This is a genomic window from Herbiconiux moechotypicola (assembly GCF_024979255.1).
Taxonomy (GTDB): Bacteria; Actinomycetota; Actinomycetes; order Actinomycetales; family Microbacteriaceae; genus Herbiconiux; species Herbiconiux moechotypicola.
In genome coordinates, this window is the sequence record NZ_JANLCN010000003.1 from 93,909 (window position 1) to 112,004 (window position 18,096).

Consider the following 18,096-nt stretch of genomic DNA (forward strand, 5'->3'; position numbering starts at 1 on the left):
GAACGCTTGTCTCAAAAAGACGCAACGGTGTCTCAGGGTGAGCCGTCCGGCCCCCTCTCCCAGCCCGGAGACTTCTTGTCACGCAGCTCCTGCTCAACGACGAGAAACGAGGACAACGCCCATGTTCACCAAGAAGACACCGCTCATCGCACTGGGTGCGGTGACGCTGCTGGCCCTCTCGGGCTGTTCCACCGGATCGCTGTCCTCCGACGGCTCCGACGCCGGGTCCGGGTCGGACTCCGGCAGCACCACCAGCGCCTCCGAGGTCACCGTCGGCACCGTCGGCGTGCAGGGCGACATCCAGGACATCTCGGCCTTCTGCGGCGACGACGACCTCACGGTCGCCCTCGCCGACGGCTTCGGCGGCAACTCCTGGCGCAAGATCACCCGCGCCATCTTCGAAGAAGAAGCCGCCAAGTGCCCCAACATCACCAAGGTGCTGTACACGGATGCGCAGGGCGACACCCAGAAGGCCATCAGCGACATCAACTCGCTGGTCGCCCAGGGGGTCGACGTGATCGTCACCTTCGTCGACGGCGGCGAGGCCCTCCTCCCCACCATCCAGAAGGCCACCGAGGCCGGCGTGAAGGTCGTGCCCTACGTCGGCTCGCCCGGCGGCACTCCGGGTGTCGACTACGTGGACTTCGTGTCGGAGGACATCAACACCTACGGCAAGAACCTGGCCGAGTGGACCATCGAGAAGATGGGCGGCGAGGGCAACCTCGTCATGCTCGGCGGCATCGCCGGCAACTCCTACTCGCAGGCCGTGTTCGACGGCGTGATGGAGGCCGTCGAGGCCAACCCCGGCATCACCCTCCTCAACGAGGACGGCCCGGTGGCGACCGACTGGGAGCCCGGCAAGACCCAGCAGGTGGTGGCCGGCCTCATCACGAAGTACGGCGACATCGACGGCATCGTGGCCGACTACGGCGGAGGCTCGGTGGGCGGCATCCGCGCCTTCGAGGCCGCCGGCAAGCCGCTGCCGGTGTGGTCGGCGAACGACTCCAACGAGTTCGCCTGCCTCTGGTACCAGTACAAGGACGCGCAGCCGACCTACCAGATCGCCACGGAGTCCAGCCGCAACTGGGTCGTCACGGCCGCCCTGCACAAGGGCCTCGCGGCCGCCAACGGGCTGCCCAACGACGAGCCGTCGACCTACAACCTCGAGATCATCGAAGACTCCACCGACCCCGACAAGCAGCCGAAGTGCGAGTCGGAGCTGCCGCCCGACGCGATCCTCTCCTCCGGCCTCAGCGTCGACTCCCTGAAGAAGCTGTTCCAGTGAACCGCCTCGACGGAAAGGTCGCCATCGTCACCGGGGCCGGCCGCGGCATCGGCCGCTCCATCGCCGAGTCGTTCGCCGAGGAGGGCGCCACGGTCATCGCGACCGGCCGCGCGCCCTCCGACGCCTCCTTCCCCGACGGCGTCGAGTACCACCGGCTCGACGTCTCGCGGGAGGAGGACTGGCAGCGGGTGGTGGCCGATGTCATCGCCGCCCACGGTCACGTCGACGTGCTGGCCAACAACGCCGGCATCATCGCCTACGAGACGCTGCACGACCTCACGGTCGACGACTGGAACACGGTGGTGGCCGTGAACCAGACCGGCACCTGGCTCGGCATGCGCGAGGTCATCCCGCACATGATCGCGCAGGGCGGCGGGTCGATCATCAACATCTCGTCGATCTGGGGTTCCGTCGCGGTCTCCGGTGCGCACGCCTATCACGCCACCAAGGGCGCCGTGCGCACCATGTCCAAGAGCGCGGCGATCACCTACGCGAAGGAGAACGTGCGCGTGAACTCGGTGCACCCGGGCTTCATCGAGACGCCGCTCACCGACGCGCAGGCGCCGGAGATCAACGACTACGTGGTGTCGATGACCCCGATGGGCCGCGCGGGCAAGCCCCGCGAGATCGCCAATGGGATCGTGTTCCTGGCCTCCGACGAGGCCAGCTTCGTCACCGGATCCGAGCTCGTCATCGATGGAGGGTACCTAGCGCAATGACCGTCTACGACCTCGCCGCCGCCCCCGCCCCGGTCTCCTCCGGGGCGGGGGCGGCCGGGGCGCCCGGCGCCCCCGTGCTCCAGCTCGACGCCATCGTCAAGACCTTCCCGGGCGTGCGCGCCCTCACCGACGTCACCCTCGAGGTGCTCGCCGGCGAGGTGCACGCGCTCGTGGGCGAGAACGGCGCGGGCAAGTCGACGCTCATGGCCGTCGCATCCGGTGCCCTGGCACCCGACTCGGGCACCGTCGCCATCGCCGGCACCCAGCTCGCCACCGCCTCCCCCGAGGCGGCGCGCGAGCTCGGCCTCGGCATCGTGCGGCAAGACCCGGCGCTGCTGCCCGACCTCACCGTGGCCGAGAACATGGCCGTGGGGGTCGGCTACCGCCGAGTGGGCGGTCTGCGCCGGGCGGTCGCCTGGTCGCAGAAGCAGCTCGACCCCTGGGGCATGGGCATCGACGCGAAGACCCGCGTGGCCGACCTCTCGGTGGAGCAGCGCTTCATCGTCGAGATCGCGAAGGCCCTCGCGCTCGACCCCCGGGTGCTCATCCTCGACGAGCCCACCGAGCACCTCTCGCTCGACGAGGTGCAGAAGCTGTTCGCGAAGGTGCGCGAGCTCGCCGCGAACGGCACCGCCGTGGTGTACATCTCGCACCGCATCCCCGAGGTCAAGCAGATCTCCGACCGCATCACGGTGCTCCGCGACGGCCAGGTGCGCGGCACCTTCGAGGCCGCCGAGGTCGACGAGCAGCAGATCGTGGAGCGCGTCATCGGCCGCAAGCTCGAGACCGTCTTCCCCGAGAAGACCGCTCCGGATGCGCTGAGCGGCCAGCACGCGCAGCTCTCGGTGAGCGGGCTGCGCGGCGACGACTTCCACGACGTGAGCTTCGAGGTGAAGCCCGGCGAGATCATCGGTCTCGCGGGCGTGCAGGGCAACGGCCAGGCCGCGCTCATCCGCGCACTTGCGGGCCTCGAGCCCACGACCGGAACCGTGGAGGTCGCGGGTCGCCCCGTCTCGAACGGTTCGAACGCGGCCGCCGCCTCCGCCGGCGTCGTCTACGTGCCGGCCGACCGGCACGGCGAGGGCGTCTTCCTGCCGCTCTCGGTGGGCGACAACATCTCGGCGAAGACGCTCTCCCAGGTCTCCACGGCCGGGATGGTGAGCGAGCGCAAGGTGTTCGCGGTCGCCACCGAGCAGATCCGCCGGCTCGCCATCAAGACCCCCTCGGCGCGCACCCCCATCCAGTCGCTCTCCGGCGGCAACCAGCAGAAGGCGGTGCTCGCGCGCACCTTGCTCGCGAAGCCCAGCGTGCTGCTCGCCGAGGAGCCCACCCAGGGCGTCGACGCGGGCGCCCGCGTCGACATCTACCGCATCCTGCGCGACGCCGCGGATGCGGGGGCCGCCGTCGTCATCCTCTCCTCCGACGGCGTGGAGCTCGAGGGGCTCTGCGACCGCGTGCTCATCATGTCGCGCGGGCAGGTGGTGCAGGAGCTCGTGGGCGAGGAGGTCTCCGAGGCGGCGATCGCCCGGGCCGCCCTCACCTCCACCACGGTGCGGGAGCGCACCGACTCCGACAAGGCGGCCCGGGGCGTGAAGCTGCGCCGCTTCCTGCGCGGCGACCAGTCGCCCGCGGCCGTGCTCGGCGCCATCTTCCTCGTGCTCGGCGTGGTGGTGGCCGCCACGAACCCGGCCTACCTCGGCGCGTTCAACATCAACAACCTGCTCTTCATGGCGGCTCCGCTGCTGTTCGTGGGCGCGGCCCAGCAGGTGGTGGTGCTCGGGTCGGGCTTCGACCTCTCGGTCGGGCCGCTGATGGGGCTGCTGGTGGTGCTGGCCTCCTACTGGATCGTCGACGGCGGCAACCTCTACGTGGGCGTGGGCCTCATGATCGTGGGAGCGATCGGCACCGGGGTGGTGAACGGGTTCCTCGTCACGAGGTTCTCGATCAACCCGGTGGTCGTGACGCTCGCGATGTACATGGCCCTGCAGGGCATCTACCTGACTCTCCGCTCCACCCCCGGCGGCATCATCTTCGGGCCGGTGGCCGACCAGATCCAGGGGCGCATCGGCATCGTGCCGGTCGTCACCATCGTCGCCGTGGCCGTGCTGCTGCTGCTCGAGTTCGCCCTGCGCCGCACGCGCTGGGGCGTGGAGCTGCGCGGCGTCGGCTCGCGCGCCGACGCGGCCGCCCGACTCGGCATCCGGGTGAAGCGCACGCAGTTCTTCTCCTACGTGCTGTGCTCGTTCCTGGTGCTGCCCGCGGCCGTCATCATGATGGCCCAGATCGGCATCGGCGACGGCCGGCCGTCGCTGTCGTACACGCTCTCCTCGGTGACCGTGGTGGTGCTCGCCGGCGCCTCGATCTTCGGCGGGCGCGGTTCGTTCATCGGCATCCTCGCGGCGGCGTTCCTCGTGCAGCAGGTGCTCAACGTGTCGCCGTTCCTCGGGCTCAGCCAGGCGTGGTCGTACTGGCTGCCCGGGCTCATCACGCTGGCCGCCGCCGTGCTCTACGCGCAGCTGCGGCGGTCCAGGCGCCGGCGCCGGGGTGCCGCGCCGATCGCGAGCGCGCCCTCCGCATCCGGTTCGACCTCAGGAGCACTCTCATGACCGACTTCACCAGCCAGGCCGGTTCGGTGTGGCGCCGGATGCTCTCCGGCAGCTGGGTGGGCATCACCGTCGCGACCGCGCTGCTGTTCGCGCTCTCCCCCGTCATCGCGCCCGGGAGCCTCGGGGCGGCGCCGCTGCTCAGCATGCTGCCGTTCGCCTCGGTGCTCGCCATCGTGGCGGCGGGGCAGACGCTCGTGGTGCAGCAGCGCGGGCTCGACCTCTCCATCCCGGGCATGATCGCCCTCGCCGCCGTGCTCTCGACGGGACTGCCGCAGAACTACGGGTGGCCGCTGTGGGCGGCCGTGATCGCGGGAATCGTGGGGCCCGGCATCGTGGGCATCGTGAACGGGGTGCTCGTCACCGTGTTCAAGGTGATGCCGTTGGTGGTGACACTCGGCATGAACGCCATGCTGCTCGGCACCGTGTTCTTCATCGCCGACGGCACGCCCTCGGGGGCACCCGCGGAGCTGAACGGCTTCGCGCTCGACCGCACCCTGGGCATCCCGAACACCCTCCTCATCGCGATCGTGGTGGTGGTGCTCGCGGGGCTCGTGACGCAGAAGTCGATCGTGGGGCGCCGGCTCACCGCGGTGGGCGTGAGCGAGCGGGCCGCAGCGGCGCTCGGCATCCGGGTGAACGTCTACCAGATGTTCGCCTACGCGTTCGCGGGCCTCGCCTACGGGGCCGGCGGGGTGCTGCTGGCGGGGTACACGAAGACGCCGGCGCTCTTCCTCGGCGACTCGTACCTGCTGCCGTCGGTGGCGGCCGTCGTGCTCGGCGGCACCGCGCTCACCGGGGGCATCGCGAGCGTGGTCTCCACCGGCATCGCGGCCCTGTTCCTCACCCAGCTCGGGCAGCTGCTGCGCTCCCTCGGCTGGCAGGACGCCCTGCAGCTCATCGCCCAGTCGGTGGTGCTCATCGCCGTGGTGCTCGTGCGCGAACTCGTCCCCGTGCTCGTGCGCCGATCGCGATCGCGTCGCACACCCCCACCTCTGCGCCAATTCAGAGCTAGTGGTCCCGAATACGCTCATTATGATGCTTAATGGTGCTTATCCGGTCCCTTACGCGTAGAGTGGAGTCATGTCACGCCCGCTTCCCACTCGAGTCTCACAGATGGCCGACGAGCTCGGAGACCACCTGACGGCCTGGCGGAAGCTCCAGGGCCTCACGGCGGAGCAGCTCTCCGAGCGGTCGGGCATCTCGCGCGCCACGCTGCGTAAGCTCGAACACGGAGATGCCGGCTCGAGCCTCGAGTCGTTCCTCCGTGTGGCGCTGTCGCTCGGCATCCTGACCGACGTGGTCGCGGCCGCTGATCCTTACGAGACCGATCTCGGCCGTGCCCGAGCCGACGAGGCCCTCCCGCAGCGGGTGCGACGTTGAGCTCGGTCTCCGTCTCCGTCGATCACGCGGGTCGAACCCTTTCGGTCGGCACGGCCTACCTCACGACGAAGCGCGGTGTCGTGAGCAGCTCCTTCGCCTATGGGCAGAGCTACCTCGCAGACCCCGACGGCTATTCCGTCGAGCCGGCTCTCCCTCTCCTCGCAGGCACCGCCACTCAGCGACTACCTGGTTCGGGGCTACCCGGATGCTTCGCCGATGCGGCTCCCGATCGCTGGGGCCGCTCACTCATCGCGAGGCGCCTGAGAGCTTCAGCGATCGCTGCGGGAAGGACCCCGCCGGCGATCACCGAGCGCGACTATCTCCTCGGCGTGAGCGACGCGACCCGTCAGGGCGCTCTGCGCTTCTCGGCCGAGCCGGGAGGCGAGTACCTCTCGCCCTCCTCCGACGTGCCACGCGTGATCGAGCTGCCACAGCTGATGCGGGCGGCGGAGACCGTCGAGTCAGGAGATCCCGATGACCAGAGCGCCATCAAGACCCTCCTGGCGGCCGGCACCGGGTCACTGGGCGGCGCCCGGCCCAAGGCATCGGTGCGCGACGGAGACGATCTGTCGATCGCCAAGTTCGAGCACTCCGGCGACGAGTGGTCGGTGATCGGCTGGGAGGCCGTGGCACTCGACCTGGCCGGGCGGTGCGGTGTGACCGTGCCGGAGCACCGGTTGCTAAGCATCGACGGCCGGCGGGTACTCCTCCTGCGCCGATTCGATCGGCACGGGGCGGAACGCGTCGGCTACATCAGCTCCATGACTCTGCTCTCGGCGCGCGATGGCGAATCGCGCGACTATCTGGAGATCGCGGAGTCGCTCGCGACGATCGGGGCCTCCGTCGCGATCGACCTCGAACAGCTGTGGCGTCGTATCGCCTTCTCGCTGGCGATCAACAACGTCGACGACCACCTGCGCAATCACGGCCTCCTGCGTGCCCCAGGGGGTTGGGCGCTCTCGCCGGCGTTCGACCTCAACCCCGATCCCGACCCGGCCGCGCAGCGAGTGACGTCGATCGGCGGCTCCACGTCGCTGGACGCCGGCACCGCTGCTCTGCGTCGGATCGCACCCAGCTTCGGAGTGAGCCCCCAGCGGGCCACGGCCATCCTGAGCGAGGTGGCCATCGGCGTGGGTGCCTGGCGTTCTGTTGCATCGCGGCACGGCCTACCGGAGCGTGAGATCACTCGGTTCGAACCCGTCTTCGCCGCGGGCCTCGCCGCGTTGTCCACCGCTTGAGGTCCCGTCGCCCGGCGTGATTCGAGTGGGCGCGATCGGTCGCCTGGGTGCGCCGGCGGCGACCGATCGCGCCCACTCGACGGGCACGCGCATGCGCGCGGGCGCTACGGGAGGGTGAGGGAGGCGAGGCCGGGGAGCTGGAGGCTGCGGCCGGCGGGGGTGCTGAGGTAGGTGAGGAGGGTGTGGCCGCAGGAGCGGCAGAGCACGATGACGCCCTCGTCGTCGAGCTCGGCCTCCGCCTCGGCGAGCAGGGCGCGGGCGCCGCAGTGGGCGCACTCCCCCAGCACCTCGGTCACGTCGAAGCAGAACACCTCGGCGAGCGCCCCCGCCGCCGCATTGCCGTCGACCCTCGCCGCCACGCGGCCGGGTTCGGGGTGGGCCATCATGCGCCTCCGAATCTCTCCGTCTTCACGCGGGCCGGGTCGTGCCCGAGGGCCACGAGCGCCCGCGACACCGCCTCCACGAACCCGGTGGGTCCGCACACGTACACCAGGGGGTTCCCGGATGCGGGCAGCGTCACCCGCTCGATGGTCGCCGCGTCGATGCGGCCGGCCGGGCGCTCCCACCCCGGCGGGGTGCGCCGGGTGTACACCCAGTCGAGCGTGAAACGGTCGCCCTCGAAGCCGCGCAGTTCGTCGGCGTAGTACGCGTCTTCGGGCGCGCGCACCGAGTACACCAGCTTGAACGGCGCCGGGTTCGACGAGGCGTGGTGCGCCCGCGCGATGGCGACCAGCGGCACGATGCCCGAGCCGCCCGCGATCAGCTGTACCGCATCCGGCTGCTCGTCGCGCCACACGAAGTAGTTGCCGATGGGGCCGCGCACCTCGAGCTCGTCGCCGGGTTCGACCACGTCGACGAGGTAGGGCGACACCTCGCCGTCGGGCAGTTCGTCGACCGCGAGCTCGACCCGGCTGCCCTGGCCGTACGAGGCGATCGAGTACGACCGCACGGCCTGGTAGCCGTCTTCGGCGGTGAGCCGCAGGTCGAGGTGCTGGCCGGGGAGGTTGCCCGCCCAGCCGGGCACGTCGAGTTCGAGCACGCGGCCCGTGGGCGTGACCCGCCGGGCCGACGCCACCGTGGCGGGGCCCCAGCCGGAGACGATCGCCACTACCAGTACCGCTGCTCTCTCCACGGGTCGCCGTAGAGGTTGTAGCCGTTCTGTTCCCAGAACCCGGGGTCATCGTCGGCGTGCATGCGGAGCCCGCGCACCCACTTCGCGCTCTTCCAGAAGTAGAGGTGCGGCACGAGCAGGCGCGCGGGGCCGCCGTGCTCGGGGTCGAGTGGCTCGCCCTCGAACTCGAAGGCCACCCAGGCCTTGCCGTCGAGCAGGTCTTCGAGCGGCACGTTCGTGGTGTACCCGCCGTAGGAGTGCACCATCGTGTAGGCCTCGCTGGTGTCGACCTTCTCGAAGAAGTGGTCGAGCGCCACGCCGCGCCAGTGGGTGCCGAGCTTCGACCAGCGGGTGACGCAGTGGATGTCGGTGTGCACGTCGTCGACGGGCAGCGCCATCATCTCGTCCCAGCTCCACGAGACGCGCTCGTTCGACTCGTTGACGATGTCGAACGACCAGCTGTCGGTCTGCACGTCGGGGGTCGGGCCCGCCGAGAGCACCGGGAAGTCTTCGGTGAGGTACTGGCCGGGCGGCAACGCCGGATCCGACTCGCGCCGACGACCACCGAACCCGCGTGAGAACACCGCCATGAGAGCCTCCCCTTCCGTGAGGCCAGCGTACCCGCGCATCCGGTGCCCGCGCGAGGGGCGAGAGTGGCCCTGCCCGCCCCAGCCGGGACGGCGGCGCGCGCGCCGGTACAATCGGATGCGGTGCGCCGGGAAGTCTGGTCGGCGGGCGGTCGAGGTGATCGCTCCCCGCTACCGACGCGCCCGCCGCGTCAGTGAGGACACCGTATGGCCTTCATCCGCTCGGAGCGCGTCGCCGCCTTCCTCCTCCTCGCCGCCGCCGCCCTCGGCCTGATCGCGGCGAACAGCCCGCTCGGCCCCGCCCTCATGGGTCTGCAGGATGCGCATCTCGCCGTCCCGGGCACCCCGCTCGACCTCTCCGTGGGCCACTGGATCAGCGACGGTCTCCTGGCCGTGTTCTTCTTCGTCGCCGCGGTCGAGCTGAAGAACGAGCTCACGGTCGGCCAGCTCAACTCCGTGTCGAAGGCCGTCCGCCCGGCGATCGCGGCCTTCGGCGGGGTGCTCGTGCCCGCGCTCATCTACGTGGCGGTCACCGCGGGGTCGGGCTACGAGAACGGCTGGCCCATCCCCACCGCAACCGACATCGCGTTCGCCCTCGGGGTGCTCGCCGTCTTCGGCAAGGGCATCCCGTCGCGGTTGCGGATCTTCATCTTGGCCCTCGCCATCCTCGACGACATCGTCGCCATCGTCATCATCGCCCTCTTCTTCACCACCGACCCGAACCTGCCTCTGCTCGCCCTCGCCGTGGTGGGGGTGGCCGTGTTCGGCGTGCTGAGCCGCCTGCTGAACACCCGGATGCGGGTGCTCGTGATCGCGGCGATGGTCGCGGTGGCCCTCGTCACCTGGTCGCTGGTGTACCTCTCCGGGGTGCACGCCACCATCGCGGGCGTCGCCCTCGGTCTCGCGATGATGCGGGTGCCCGCGATGCACCTCAGGCACCACCTCGAACCGGCGACCAACGGCGTGGTGCTGCCGCTGTTCGCGTTCTCGGCGGCGCTGGTCGCCATCCCCCAGGTCGGTCTGTCCCAGCTCGCGCCGCCCTTCTGGGCGATCCTCATCGCCCTCCCCGTGGGCAAGCTCATCGGCATCGCGCTGGGAGGCTGGCTCTCGTCGTTCGTCGGTCCTCGCGAGCGCCGCCCGGTCCTGTCGCCCCTGGCGCTGCTGGCGGCGGGCGCCCTCGGCGGCGTGGGGTTCACGGTGTCGCTGCTCATGAACGAGCTCGCCTTCGCCGCCCAGCCCGAGGTGGCCGACGAGGGCACGCTCGCGGTACTGCTCGGCTCCTCGGTGTCGATCGTGGTGGCCGCGGTGCTCGTGTCACGGCTGGCCGTCTACCACCGGCGGCTGCGGGTGCTGCGCTCGGCAGCAGAGCAGCGGATGCGGGGCTGACCGCCGGCGTGCGCAGACCGCCCCGCCCCGCCGCGAGGCGTCAGCCGCGCACGGGGAGGAAGACCCGCATCGTCGCCGGACCGCGCTCGGCCCAGCGGTGGTACGGGATGAGCGGCACGTCGATCGCCGTCGGCGACTCGAGTTCGACGCGCTCGCCCTCACCCGCATCCGGCGCCCCGTAGGGCAGTGCCGGCCCCGCCGCACGGTCGTGCCGCACGATCCCCGACACCACGGCGCCGTCGCCGCTCACGCGCACCCCGGCCGCCACGTCGACCTCGAGCCCCGCGAGCTCGGCCCCGACGGGCAGGTCGGTCGACTCCACGCACAGCACCAGCGGACCGCGCTCCACCGCGACGGTGCCGCGCACCGCGTCGATGCGCAGGTCGGGCCAGGTCAGGCGCGGCCCCACCGGCAGCTCGAGCACCAGCTCGTCTCCGGGCGAGAACACGCGGCGCAGGTCCACCCATCCGGGCAGCACCTCCTCCGCCGCCCCACCGCCCACCGCCAGTCGCGCCCCGTCGGCCCAGGCCGGCACGCGCATCCGGAGCCTCGCTTCGCCCTCAGGCGCCTCGAGCACTCGCACGGCTACCCGGCCGTCGGAGGGATACGCGGTGTCGACCCGCATCCGGAACCCCCCGAGCTCCACCTCCCCCGCCGCGTACTGCAGCAGGCTGACGCCCTCGTCGTCGGCCGACGCCGTGTAGGCGCCGAGCGAGGCCAGCGTGCGCGCCACGTTGGTGGGGCAGCACGACACCTCGAACCACGGAGCCCGCACCCCACCCTCGGCGCGCGTGTTGACGCCATCGACCGCCGCGGCACCTGGCTCCCGCTGGTGCAGCGGGTTGGCGTAGAAGAAGGCGCGACCGTCGGCGCTCGGCGAGGTCGCCACCACGTTGAACAGCGTGCGCTCGATGAGGTCGACGTAGCGCACCTCGCCGCTGGCGAGGTAGAGCCGCCACGCGAGCATGACGGAGGCGACCCCGGCGCAGGTCTCGCAGTAGGCGCGGTCGGCCGGGAGCTCCCAGTCGTCGCCGAACCCCTCGTCCTGATGACGCGATCCCATGCCCCCGGTGAGGTAGGTGCGCGCACCCACCGTGGCGGCCCACTGCCTGGTCACCGCGGCCAGCAGCTCGTCGTCGCCGGTGTCCACCGCCACGTCGACCGCCCCGGCCGAGAGGTAGAGCGCCCGCACGGCGTGGCCCCGCAGCACCGTGGCCGAACGCACCGGCTCGTCATCCTGGAAGTACTCGGCCGACAGGAGCGGGCGCACCGCGAGGGTGCCCCGCCCCCGCCGGTCGACGAACAGGCGGGCCTGTTCGAGGTAGCGACGCTCGCCGAACGCGCGCCCCGCTTCGGCGAGCGCCACCTCTATCTCGGGATGGCCGCAGACGCCGTGGCGCCCCGACTCCCCGAACTCGTCGCAGATCTGGTCGGCCGCCCGGCGGGCGACCCGCACGAGCTCGTCGTCGTGACCGGTGCGGATGCGCGCCACGGCCGCCTGCAGCAGGTGACCGGCGTTGTAGAGCTCGTGCCCCATGGCGAGGTCGGTCCAGCGGCCGGGGAGGCCGGGGTGGCCGAAGGCGGTGTTGAGGTAGCCATCGGCGTCCTGCGCCGCGGCCACCCGCTCCACCAGCCGGCCGAACAGCGCTGCGAGCTCGTCGTCGGGGGCGCGGCCGAATTCCCACGCCATCGCCTCGAGCAGTTTGTACACCTCGGAGTCGGAGAACTGCCAGCCCGGCCGGTCGACCGTCGTCTCCCCCCGGGCCACGCGGTCGAAGTTCTCGATCCAGCCGAGGCGCTCCATCCAGTCGAGACAGTGCCGCAGGGTGGCGGCCCTGTTGACGCCCTGCCTGACACCCCAGAACCCGGCCGGGTCGAGGGTCACCGATGTCACGCCGGCACCGCGGAGCGCACCGCCGGAGGGCACGACGGGAACGGCGGAGGCGGTGGAGACGGTGGAGGGGAGAACGGTCACGGATCAGTCCTTCACGGCGCCGGCGGTGACTCCCGCCGCGACGTAGCGCTGGGCGACGATCAGGAGGATCGCCGCGGGGATGGAGGCGACCACGGCGGTCGCCATGATGGCGTTCCACTGCGTGGTGTTGTTGCCGATGTACGAGTAGATGCCGAGCGTGATGGGCGTGAGCGCGGAGTTGCGCGCCAGCGTGGAGGCGAACACGAAGTCCGACCACGCCCACAGGAAGGCGAACAGCGCCACGGTGAGCGCCGAGTTGCGGCTGAGCGGCATGACCACCGACACGAAGGTGCGCCACGCGCCCGCCCCGTCGATGCGCGCCGCCTGCAGCAACTCCCGAGGCAGTCCGCTCATGAAAGCGGTGAACAGCAGCACTCCGAACGGCACGGCGATCGTGGAGTCGGCGAGGATGAGCCCCCACACGCTGTTGAGCAGCCCCAGCCGCACGTAGATGGCGTAGAAGCCCATCGCCATGACGACCGCCGGGATCATCTGGGCCACGAGCAGAATGAAGTTGAGCGAACGGCCTCCGCGCATGTTGAGCAGCGCGATCGCGTACCCGGCGGGCGCGGCGAGCGCGACCGTGAGCACCACGCAGCCGAGACCGATCAGGAGGCTGGTGCCGAGGTTCGGCAGCTGCTGCCGCAGCACCTCGGCGTAGCCCTCGAAAGTGGCGTCGACGGGGAAGATGTGTGGCGGGCTGAGCCGGAGGTCTTGGGTCTTGGTGAGCGAGACGTTCACCATCCAGTAGACCGGGAAGAGCATGAGCGCGGTGAAGACGATGCCGAGCAGCGTCTTCCACCAGGGCCTGCGGGCGGTCATGAGTTCTCCTGACGGCGCTGCACCCTGAGGTAGAGGAACCCGAAGACGAGCGCGATGACGATGAGGATGTTGCCGACGGCGGCGGCGGGCGAGAGGTCGGGTTGCCCGGTGCCGAAGGCCTCGCGGTACGACCAGATGGCGAGCGTGGTGGTGGCGTTGGCCGGGCCGCCGTTGGTCATGATCCAGATGATGTCGACCACCTTGAGGGTGTAGACGAGGCCGAGCAGCAGGGTGATCGCCGAGACCGGTCGCAGCAGCGGGAAGGTGATGCTCCAGAACTGCCGCCACGCCCCCGCCCCGTCGAGCGAGGCGGCCTCGTAGACGTCGGCCGGGATGTTCTGCAGGCCCGAGTAGAGGATGACGAGGTTGAACGGGATGCCCAGCCAGATGTTCGCGATGACCACCGCGACCATCGCGGTGTCGGGCGAGGTGAGCCAGTTGATCTGACCGACGCCGAAGGCCTGCAGCACCGAGTTGACGATGCCGTTGTCGCTGTTGAGCATCCAGGCCCAGGTGGAGCCCGAGACGATGAGCGGCAGCAGCCACGGCACGAGGAAGAGGGCGCGCAGCACCCCGCTCAGCCGGAAGCTGCTGCGGAAGAAGACGGCGAGGGCCAGGCCGATCGCGTATTGGAAGAGCAGCGACGCCACGACGAACACCGTCGTGTTCCACAGCGCCTGGCCGAACAGCGGCGAGGAGACGACGTCGATGTAGTTCTGCAGCCCCACGAACTCGGCATTGCCCTGCACGAAGGCGCGGACGGTGTAGTCGTGGATGCTGAGGTCGATGCTGCGGATGAGCGGGTAGGCGTAGAAGGCGAGCAGGTACGCGATGAGCGGGGCCGCGAACGCGAACGCGATCCAGCGGGAGCCTGAGCGGCCGTCCCGCCGCCGGCGCACCGTGGTGGTGGTCATGGGGTCATTCCTCGGTGGGTGTCGGGGCGGAGCGGACGGACGTCGATGACGCCCGCCCGCTCCCCTGCTGCGTGCTACTTGCCGGTCTCCGCCGCAGCCGCCGCCTGGGCGTCGGCGAGGGCGTCCGCCGGCGACTGGGCGCCGGAGAGGGCGCTCTGCACGGCCGTCCACAACTGCTCGGAGATGAGCGGGTAGTCGGTGCCGAGGTTGTCGCTCGTGCGGCCCTTCGCGGCCTGCACCGCCGACACCCAGGTGCTGAGGTCGGCATTCTCGGCCAGCAGCTGCTCCTGGCCCTCCGCGGTGGGCGGGATGTAGTACGCGAAGGTGTTCGCCGTCTCCACGAAGCCTTCCGGCGTGGTCATGCAGTCGACGATCTTCTTGGTGGTCTCGTAGCGCGCGGTGTCCTGCTGCACCGGGGCGATGATGAACTCGCCACCGGTGGGCGCGGGGGCCACGCCTCCGTCGATCGCGGGCAGTTCGATCACGCCGGTGGCGAAGGACTGGTCGGCGGCGCTGTTGACCTGCCAGGTGCCGTTCTCCGAGAACGCGAAGTCGCCCGTGATGAACTCCTCCCAGCTGGTGTTCTGCGAGTTGCCGATGACCGACTGCGGCGCGTAGCCCTTGTCGACCCAGTCCGTCCAGAGCTGGAGCGCCTCGACCGCCTCGGGCGAGTCGAGCTCGGTGAGGTCGGCGCCCGCGCCCCAGAACCAGGGCAGGAACTGGAACGAACCCTCCTCGGTGTTGATGCCCGCGAAGGTGATGCCCTTGTGGCCGGTGGCGGACACCTTCGCCAGGGCGTCGGTGAGGCTCGCCCAGTCGGTGATCGACGCGGGGTCGACCCCGGCCTCGGTCAGGATGTCGGCGTTGTAGTAGAGCGCGAGGGTGTTGGCGCCGATCGGGATGCCGTACGACTCGCCGTCGAGCTCGCCCGCGGCCAGGAGGTTCTCGTCGATGCCCGAGGTGTCGAGACCGAGCTCGTCCGTCGTGGTGAGCATCCCGGTCTCGGCGAGGGTCGACACGGCGGGGTTGTCGAGCAGGATGATGTCGGGCGAGGTGCCCTCCTGCGCCGACAGGAGCGCCTGGTTGGTGAGCGAGGTGGTGTCGTAGGCGGTGCGCTCGATGGTGACGCCGGCCTCGGTGCCACAGGCCTGCACCCGGTTGGCCCAGTCGGAGCCCTCCTCGTGCTGCGGGTACGGGTCCCACCAGGTGTAGGTGCCGCTCGCGGCGTCGGTGGAGCCGGTGCCTCCGCCGGCGCTACAACCTGCCAGTGCTCCCACCGCGATCGCGGCGACCGCGACCGCGAGCGGCGCTCGAAGCGTTCTGGTGTTCATCTGTGTTCCTCCTTGAACGTGCCCCGGTACCACCGGGACTCTCGGTGTCAGTGTTGGGTGGGTGGTGCGGCGATGCTGCCGCGATCGTCGATCCTGGGCGCGATCAGATCGACGACGGTGGTGCCCGCATCCGTGCTGCCTTCGATGCGGGAGACGAGGTGCTCGACGGCACGGCGGCCGAGCTCGGCGGCGGCGCTGTCGATGGCGGAGTACGGGAGCGAGAAGGTGCGGGCGAAGTCGTCGGAGTAGCGCCCGATCACCGAGAGGTCGTGCGGCGAGCTGAGCCCGCGCTCGTGCAGCACGCTCGGCAGGGCGGCGGCGGCCGCCTCGTTGTTGAGCAGCAGCCCCGTGGCACTCGGATGCGCGTCGAGGAAGGCGGAGAGGTCACGGCCGATCTGCGGCTGGGTCGACGACCCGAAGTAGGGGTGCAGGAGCACCCCTAGCTCCGCGGCGCGGTCGGCGGCGGCGTTGGCGAGGCGCCAGACGTAGGCGCCCCCGCGCTCGAGCACGTGCTCGGGCTGCGACACGAGCACCAGCTCGCGGTGGCCGAGGTCGTGGAGGGTGTCGACCATGAGGCGGCCGGCGCCCTCGAAGTCGAGGTCGAACACGTCCACTCCCGCGGTCTCCGCCGGGAGCCCCACGAGGGCGCCGGGCTGGCTGGCCGCGCGCAGGATGTCGAGCCGGTCGTCGCGCTCGGCCACGTTGAGCAGCACGAAGCCGTCGGCCATGCGCGAGTCGGAGATGCGCTTCAGCGCCGAGACGCCGTCCTCCTCGGAGACGAGGAGCGTGTCGTAGCCGAGCTCCCTGGCCTCGTTGGTGACACCGAGGATGTACTGCAGCATGGCCGGCGCGAACTCGTCGTCGAGGAATCGGGCCAGCAGGGCGATCACCTTGGTCTGCGAGGTGGCGAGGGCGCGGGCCCCGGCGTTCGGGGTGTAGCCGAGCTGCCGGACGGCCTGCTCCACCTTCTCGCGCACCTCGGGCGAGATCGACCGTTTGCCCGAGAGCGCGTACGACGCCGTGCTGCGGGACACCCCCGCCTCACGCGCCACGTCTCCGATCGTCACCACGTTGTGTCTCCATCGCCGTCGAAAGCTGTCGAATGTGTCGAACCGGTTCGATTCGAACCGGTTCGACGATAGGGCATCCAGCCGGGGCGCGCAACCCCGGAACCGGCCGGCCGCCGCGCGTCCGGCCGCGGCCGCGAGTCAGTCCTCGGCCTGCAGCAGCGTCAGCAGGTCGAGGTAGCGCGCCGGCCGGGCGGCCCAGAAGGCCGCGTGGATGGGTGAGCCGTCGAGGTCGAGACGCCCGCCGTCGTCGCCGAACACCACGCGCGGAACCACGCCCGGCACGGATGGCACCTCGTCGACGTGCGCTGTCCCCGCCTGCAGTGCGGGCCAGGCCAGCGCCGCCGTCGAGGGGTCGCCCGTGCGGGCGAACGCCGCCCAGGCAGCCGAGAGCACCCGGGAGAGCGGCCCCGACTCTTCGTGCTGCGGCAGCCCGATCGCGAGCGCGAGCTCGGCGGTGTGGAACGCGCCCATCGCCCCGCCGTCGTGCGGTGGCACGTGGGTGAACAGATACTCGAACACCGCTCCCCCGGCCTCGGCGCGCCGGCGGGCGAATCGCGCGACGTCGGGGCCGAACGAGGCATCGGAGGCGGCCCGCAGCACCGTCGCCGGGTCGAGCCGGTCGACACCGTACTCCACTCGGAGCGCCTCGCGGTCGCTCGCCTCCGGGCCCACCAGCAGGCGTACGACGGCAGCCGCCTTGGCTTCAGAGATCGTGGCGTCCGCGACGAACATGGTGAACTCGTCAGCCGCGTGCCCGATGATGACGGGCACCTCGGGCATCACGCCCGCTGCCTCCTCGCCGAACGGGTCAGCCACCACGACTCGCCCGTCGATCACGGGAACGTACGACCAGGGCGAGAGCACCGAGGCGGCGAAGAGCTCGTCGGCGGTGGCCTCGGTGAGCGCCGCCACCGAGCCGAGCGCCGCGGCCAGCGCGGCTCTGTCGGCGGCCTCCTGCTCCGGCGTGCGCATCGAGAACTCGGCCGGGCTCTCCATCACGGCCCGGTGGAACAGACCCCGCGCATCCGGCATCACCAGCAGGGTCGCGATCTTCACGGCGCCGCCCGAATCTCCGACGAGGGTCACCGCATCCGGGTCGCCCCCGAACGCGGCGATGTTCCCGCGCACCCAGCGCAGGGCGGCGACGAGGTCGAGCATGCCGGGGTTCGGCGCGCCGCCCGAGACGAAACCGAAGGCGCCGAGACGGTGGTTCACGCCCACGAGCACCACGTCGTGCTCGGCCACGAACGGCTGCGCGGCGGTGGTGCCGATGCTCGAGCCCACGATGAAGCCGCCGCCGTGCAGGTAGACCAGCACGGGGCGCCTGGCACGGGGATCGGGCGCCGGGGTGAGGATGCTCAGCTCGAGGCAGTGCTCGTCGCTGCGCTCGGCGTCGAGCCGGATGCGGTCGAGGCGGCCGCCGGTGAAGTAGTCGCCGAGCGAGGTGGCGAAGAGACTGCCCTCGCCCTGCGGGCAGCGGGCAGAGGGCGTGGTCGCCTCGCGCGTCCCGGGCCACGGCTCGACCGGTGCAGGCGCGGCGAAACGGCGCGGGATGCGCGCGTAGGGCACCCCGCGGAAGGTCGCCACACCGTCGACGATCTCGCCCCGCACGGCACCGGCCGCCGTGCGCGCCACGACGCGGGCGAAGGGCGTGCCGGACTCGGGCATGACG

The 18,096-nt window shown here is 71.0% G+C and carries 16 protein-coding genes; 7 read left to right on the plus strand and 9 right to left on the minus strand.

Annotated features, from left to right (window positions below; genetic code table 11):
* The first annotated feature begins 121 nt into the window (after nt 1-121).
* The 6 genes from N1031_RS05535 to N1031_RS05560 all read left to right on the plus strand — a co-directional run bounded on the left by N1031_RS05535 (nt 122) and on the right by N1031_RS05560 (nt 7,228).
* The gene (locus tag N1031_RS05535) at nt 122-1,285 is read left to right on the plus strand and encodes an ABC transporter substrate-binding protein (RefSeq protein ID WP_259478608.1); all 1,164 of its coding nucleotides are present in this window, start codon (nt 122-124) and stop codon (nt 1,283-1,285) included.
* Entirely contained in the window at nt 1,282-2,004 is a 723-nt protein-coding gene (locus N1031_RS05540) for an SDR family NAD(P)-dependent oxidoreductase (protein WP_259478609.1), read from the plus strand. Before N1031_RS05535 ends, N1031_RS05540 begins: the two co-directional genes overlap by 4 nt.
* Nucleotides 2,001-4,610: an ATP-binding cassette domain-containing protein gene (locus tag N1031_RS05545; RefSeq protein WP_259478610.1), complete on the plus strand. Its 2,610-nt coding sequence runs from the start codon at nt 2,001-2,003 to the stop codon at nt 4,608-4,610. Before N1031_RS05540 ends, N1031_RS05545 begins: the two co-directional genes overlap by 4 nt.
* Nucleotides 4,607-5,653 (plus strand): ABC transporter permease, encoded by a 1,047-nt coding sequence (locus N1031_RS05550; protein ID WP_259478611.1) that lies wholly within the window; start codon nt 4,607-4,609, stop codon nt 5,651-5,653. The genes N1031_RS05545 and N1031_RS05550 overlap by 4 nt, the downstream gene beginning before the upstream one ends.
* Nucleotides 5,654-5,723: 70 nt before the next feature.
* Nucleotides 5,724-5,990, plus strand: a complete 267-nt coding sequence (locus N1031_RS05555) for a helix-turn-helix transcriptional regulator (RefSeq protein ID WP_259478612.1) — start codon at nt 5,724-5,726, stop codon at nt 5,988-5,990.
* On the plus strand, nt 5,987-7,228 hold the full coding sequence (locus tag N1031_RS05560; protein WP_259478613.1) for a type II toxin-antitoxin system HipA family toxin: 1,242 nt from the start codon (nt 5,987-5,989) through the stop codon (nt 7,226-7,228). The genes N1031_RS05555 and N1031_RS05560 overlap by 4 nt, the downstream gene beginning before the upstream one ends.
* A 104-nt stretch (nt 7,229-7,332) precedes the next feature.
* Here the strand turns inward: N1031_RS05560 and N1031_RS05565 are convergent, their stop codons facing one another.
* Genes N1031_RS05565 through N1031_RS05575 form a run of 3 tightly spaced genes read right to left on the minus strand, consistent with a single transcriptional unit; the run spans nt 7,333 to nt 8,929 of the window.
* Nucleotides 7,333-7,611 (minus strand): DUF6510 family protein, encoded by a 279-nt coding sequence (locus N1031_RS05565; RefSeq protein WP_259478614.1) that lies wholly within the window; start codon nt 7,609-7,611, stop codon nt 7,333-7,335.
* Complete coding sequence (locus tag N1031_RS05570) at nt 7,611-8,336, minus strand: ferredoxin reductase (RefSeq protein ID WP_310795667.1); 726 nt, start codon at nt 8,334-8,336, stop codon at nt 7,611-7,613. The genes N1031_RS05565 and N1031_RS05570 overlap by 1 nt, the downstream gene beginning before the upstream one ends.
* Nucleotides 8,336-8,929: a sulfite oxidase-like oxidoreductase gene (locus N1031_RS05575; RefSeq protein ID WP_259478615.1), complete on the minus strand. Its 594-nt coding sequence runs from the start codon at nt 8,927-8,929 to the stop codon at nt 8,336-8,338. The genes N1031_RS05570 and N1031_RS05575 overlap by 1 nt, the downstream gene beginning before the upstream one ends.
* Nucleotides 8,930-9,133: 204 nt before the next feature.
* On the opposite strand from N1031_RS05575, the gene N1031_RS05580 reads away from it, so the two are divergent.
* The gene (locus N1031_RS05580) at nt 9,134-10,312 is read left to right on the plus strand and encodes a Na+/H+ antiporter NhaA (RefSeq protein ID WP_259478616.1); all 1,179 of its coding nucleotides are present in this window, start codon (nt 9,134-9,136) and stop codon (nt 10,310-10,312) included.
* A 40-nt stretch (nt 10,313-10,352) separates the two neighbouring features.
* Here the strand turns inward: N1031_RS05580 and N1031_RS05585 are convergent, their stop codons facing one another.
* The 6 genes from N1031_RS05585 to N1031_RS05610 form a co-directional block, all read right to left on the minus strand.
* Nucleotides 10,353-12,287 (minus strand): glycoside hydrolase family 127 protein, encoded by a 1,935-nt coding sequence (locus tag N1031_RS05585; protein WP_259478617.1) that lies wholly within the window; start codon nt 12,285-12,287, stop codon nt 10,353-10,355.
* Nucleotides 12,288-12,290: 3 nt separating this feature from the next.
* Nucleotides 12,291-13,109 carry a carbohydrate ABC transporter permease gene (locus tag N1031_RS05590; protein WP_259478618.1) on the minus strand — a complete coding sequence of 273 codons (819 nt, stop codon included), beginning with the start codon at nt 13,107-13,109 and terminating at the stop codon, nt 12,291-12,293.
* A complete protein-coding gene (locus N1031_RS05595; protein ID WP_259478619.1) occupies nt 13,106-14,023 on the minus strand; it encodes a carbohydrate ABC transporter permease in 918 nt (305 codons plus the stop codon). Before N1031_RS05595 ends, N1031_RS05590 begins: the two co-directional genes overlap by 4 nt.
* 74 nt (nt 14,024-14,097) lie before the next feature.
* Nucleotides 14,098-15,354: a sugar ABC transporter substrate-binding protein gene (locus tag N1031_RS05600; RefSeq protein ID WP_259478620.1), complete on the minus strand. Its 1,257-nt coding sequence runs from the start codon at nt 15,352-15,354 to the stop codon at nt 14,098-14,100.
* A 47-nt stretch (nt 15,355-15,401) separates the two neighbouring features.
* Nucleotides 15,402-16,421 carry a LacI family DNA-binding transcriptional regulator gene (locus tag N1031_RS05605; RefSeq protein ID WP_259478621.1) on the minus strand — a complete coding sequence of 340 codons (1,020 nt, stop codon included), beginning with the start codon at nt 16,419-16,421 and terminating at the stop codon, nt 15,402-15,404.
* Nucleotides 16,422-16,562: 141 nt separating this feature from the next.
* Nucleotides 16,563-18,092, minus strand: coding sequence for a carboxylesterase family protein (locus N1031_RS05610; protein WP_259478622.1), 1,530 nt, complete (start codon nt 18,090-18,092; stop codon nt 16,563-16,565).
* Nucleotides 18,093-18,096 lie beyond the last annotated feature (4 nt).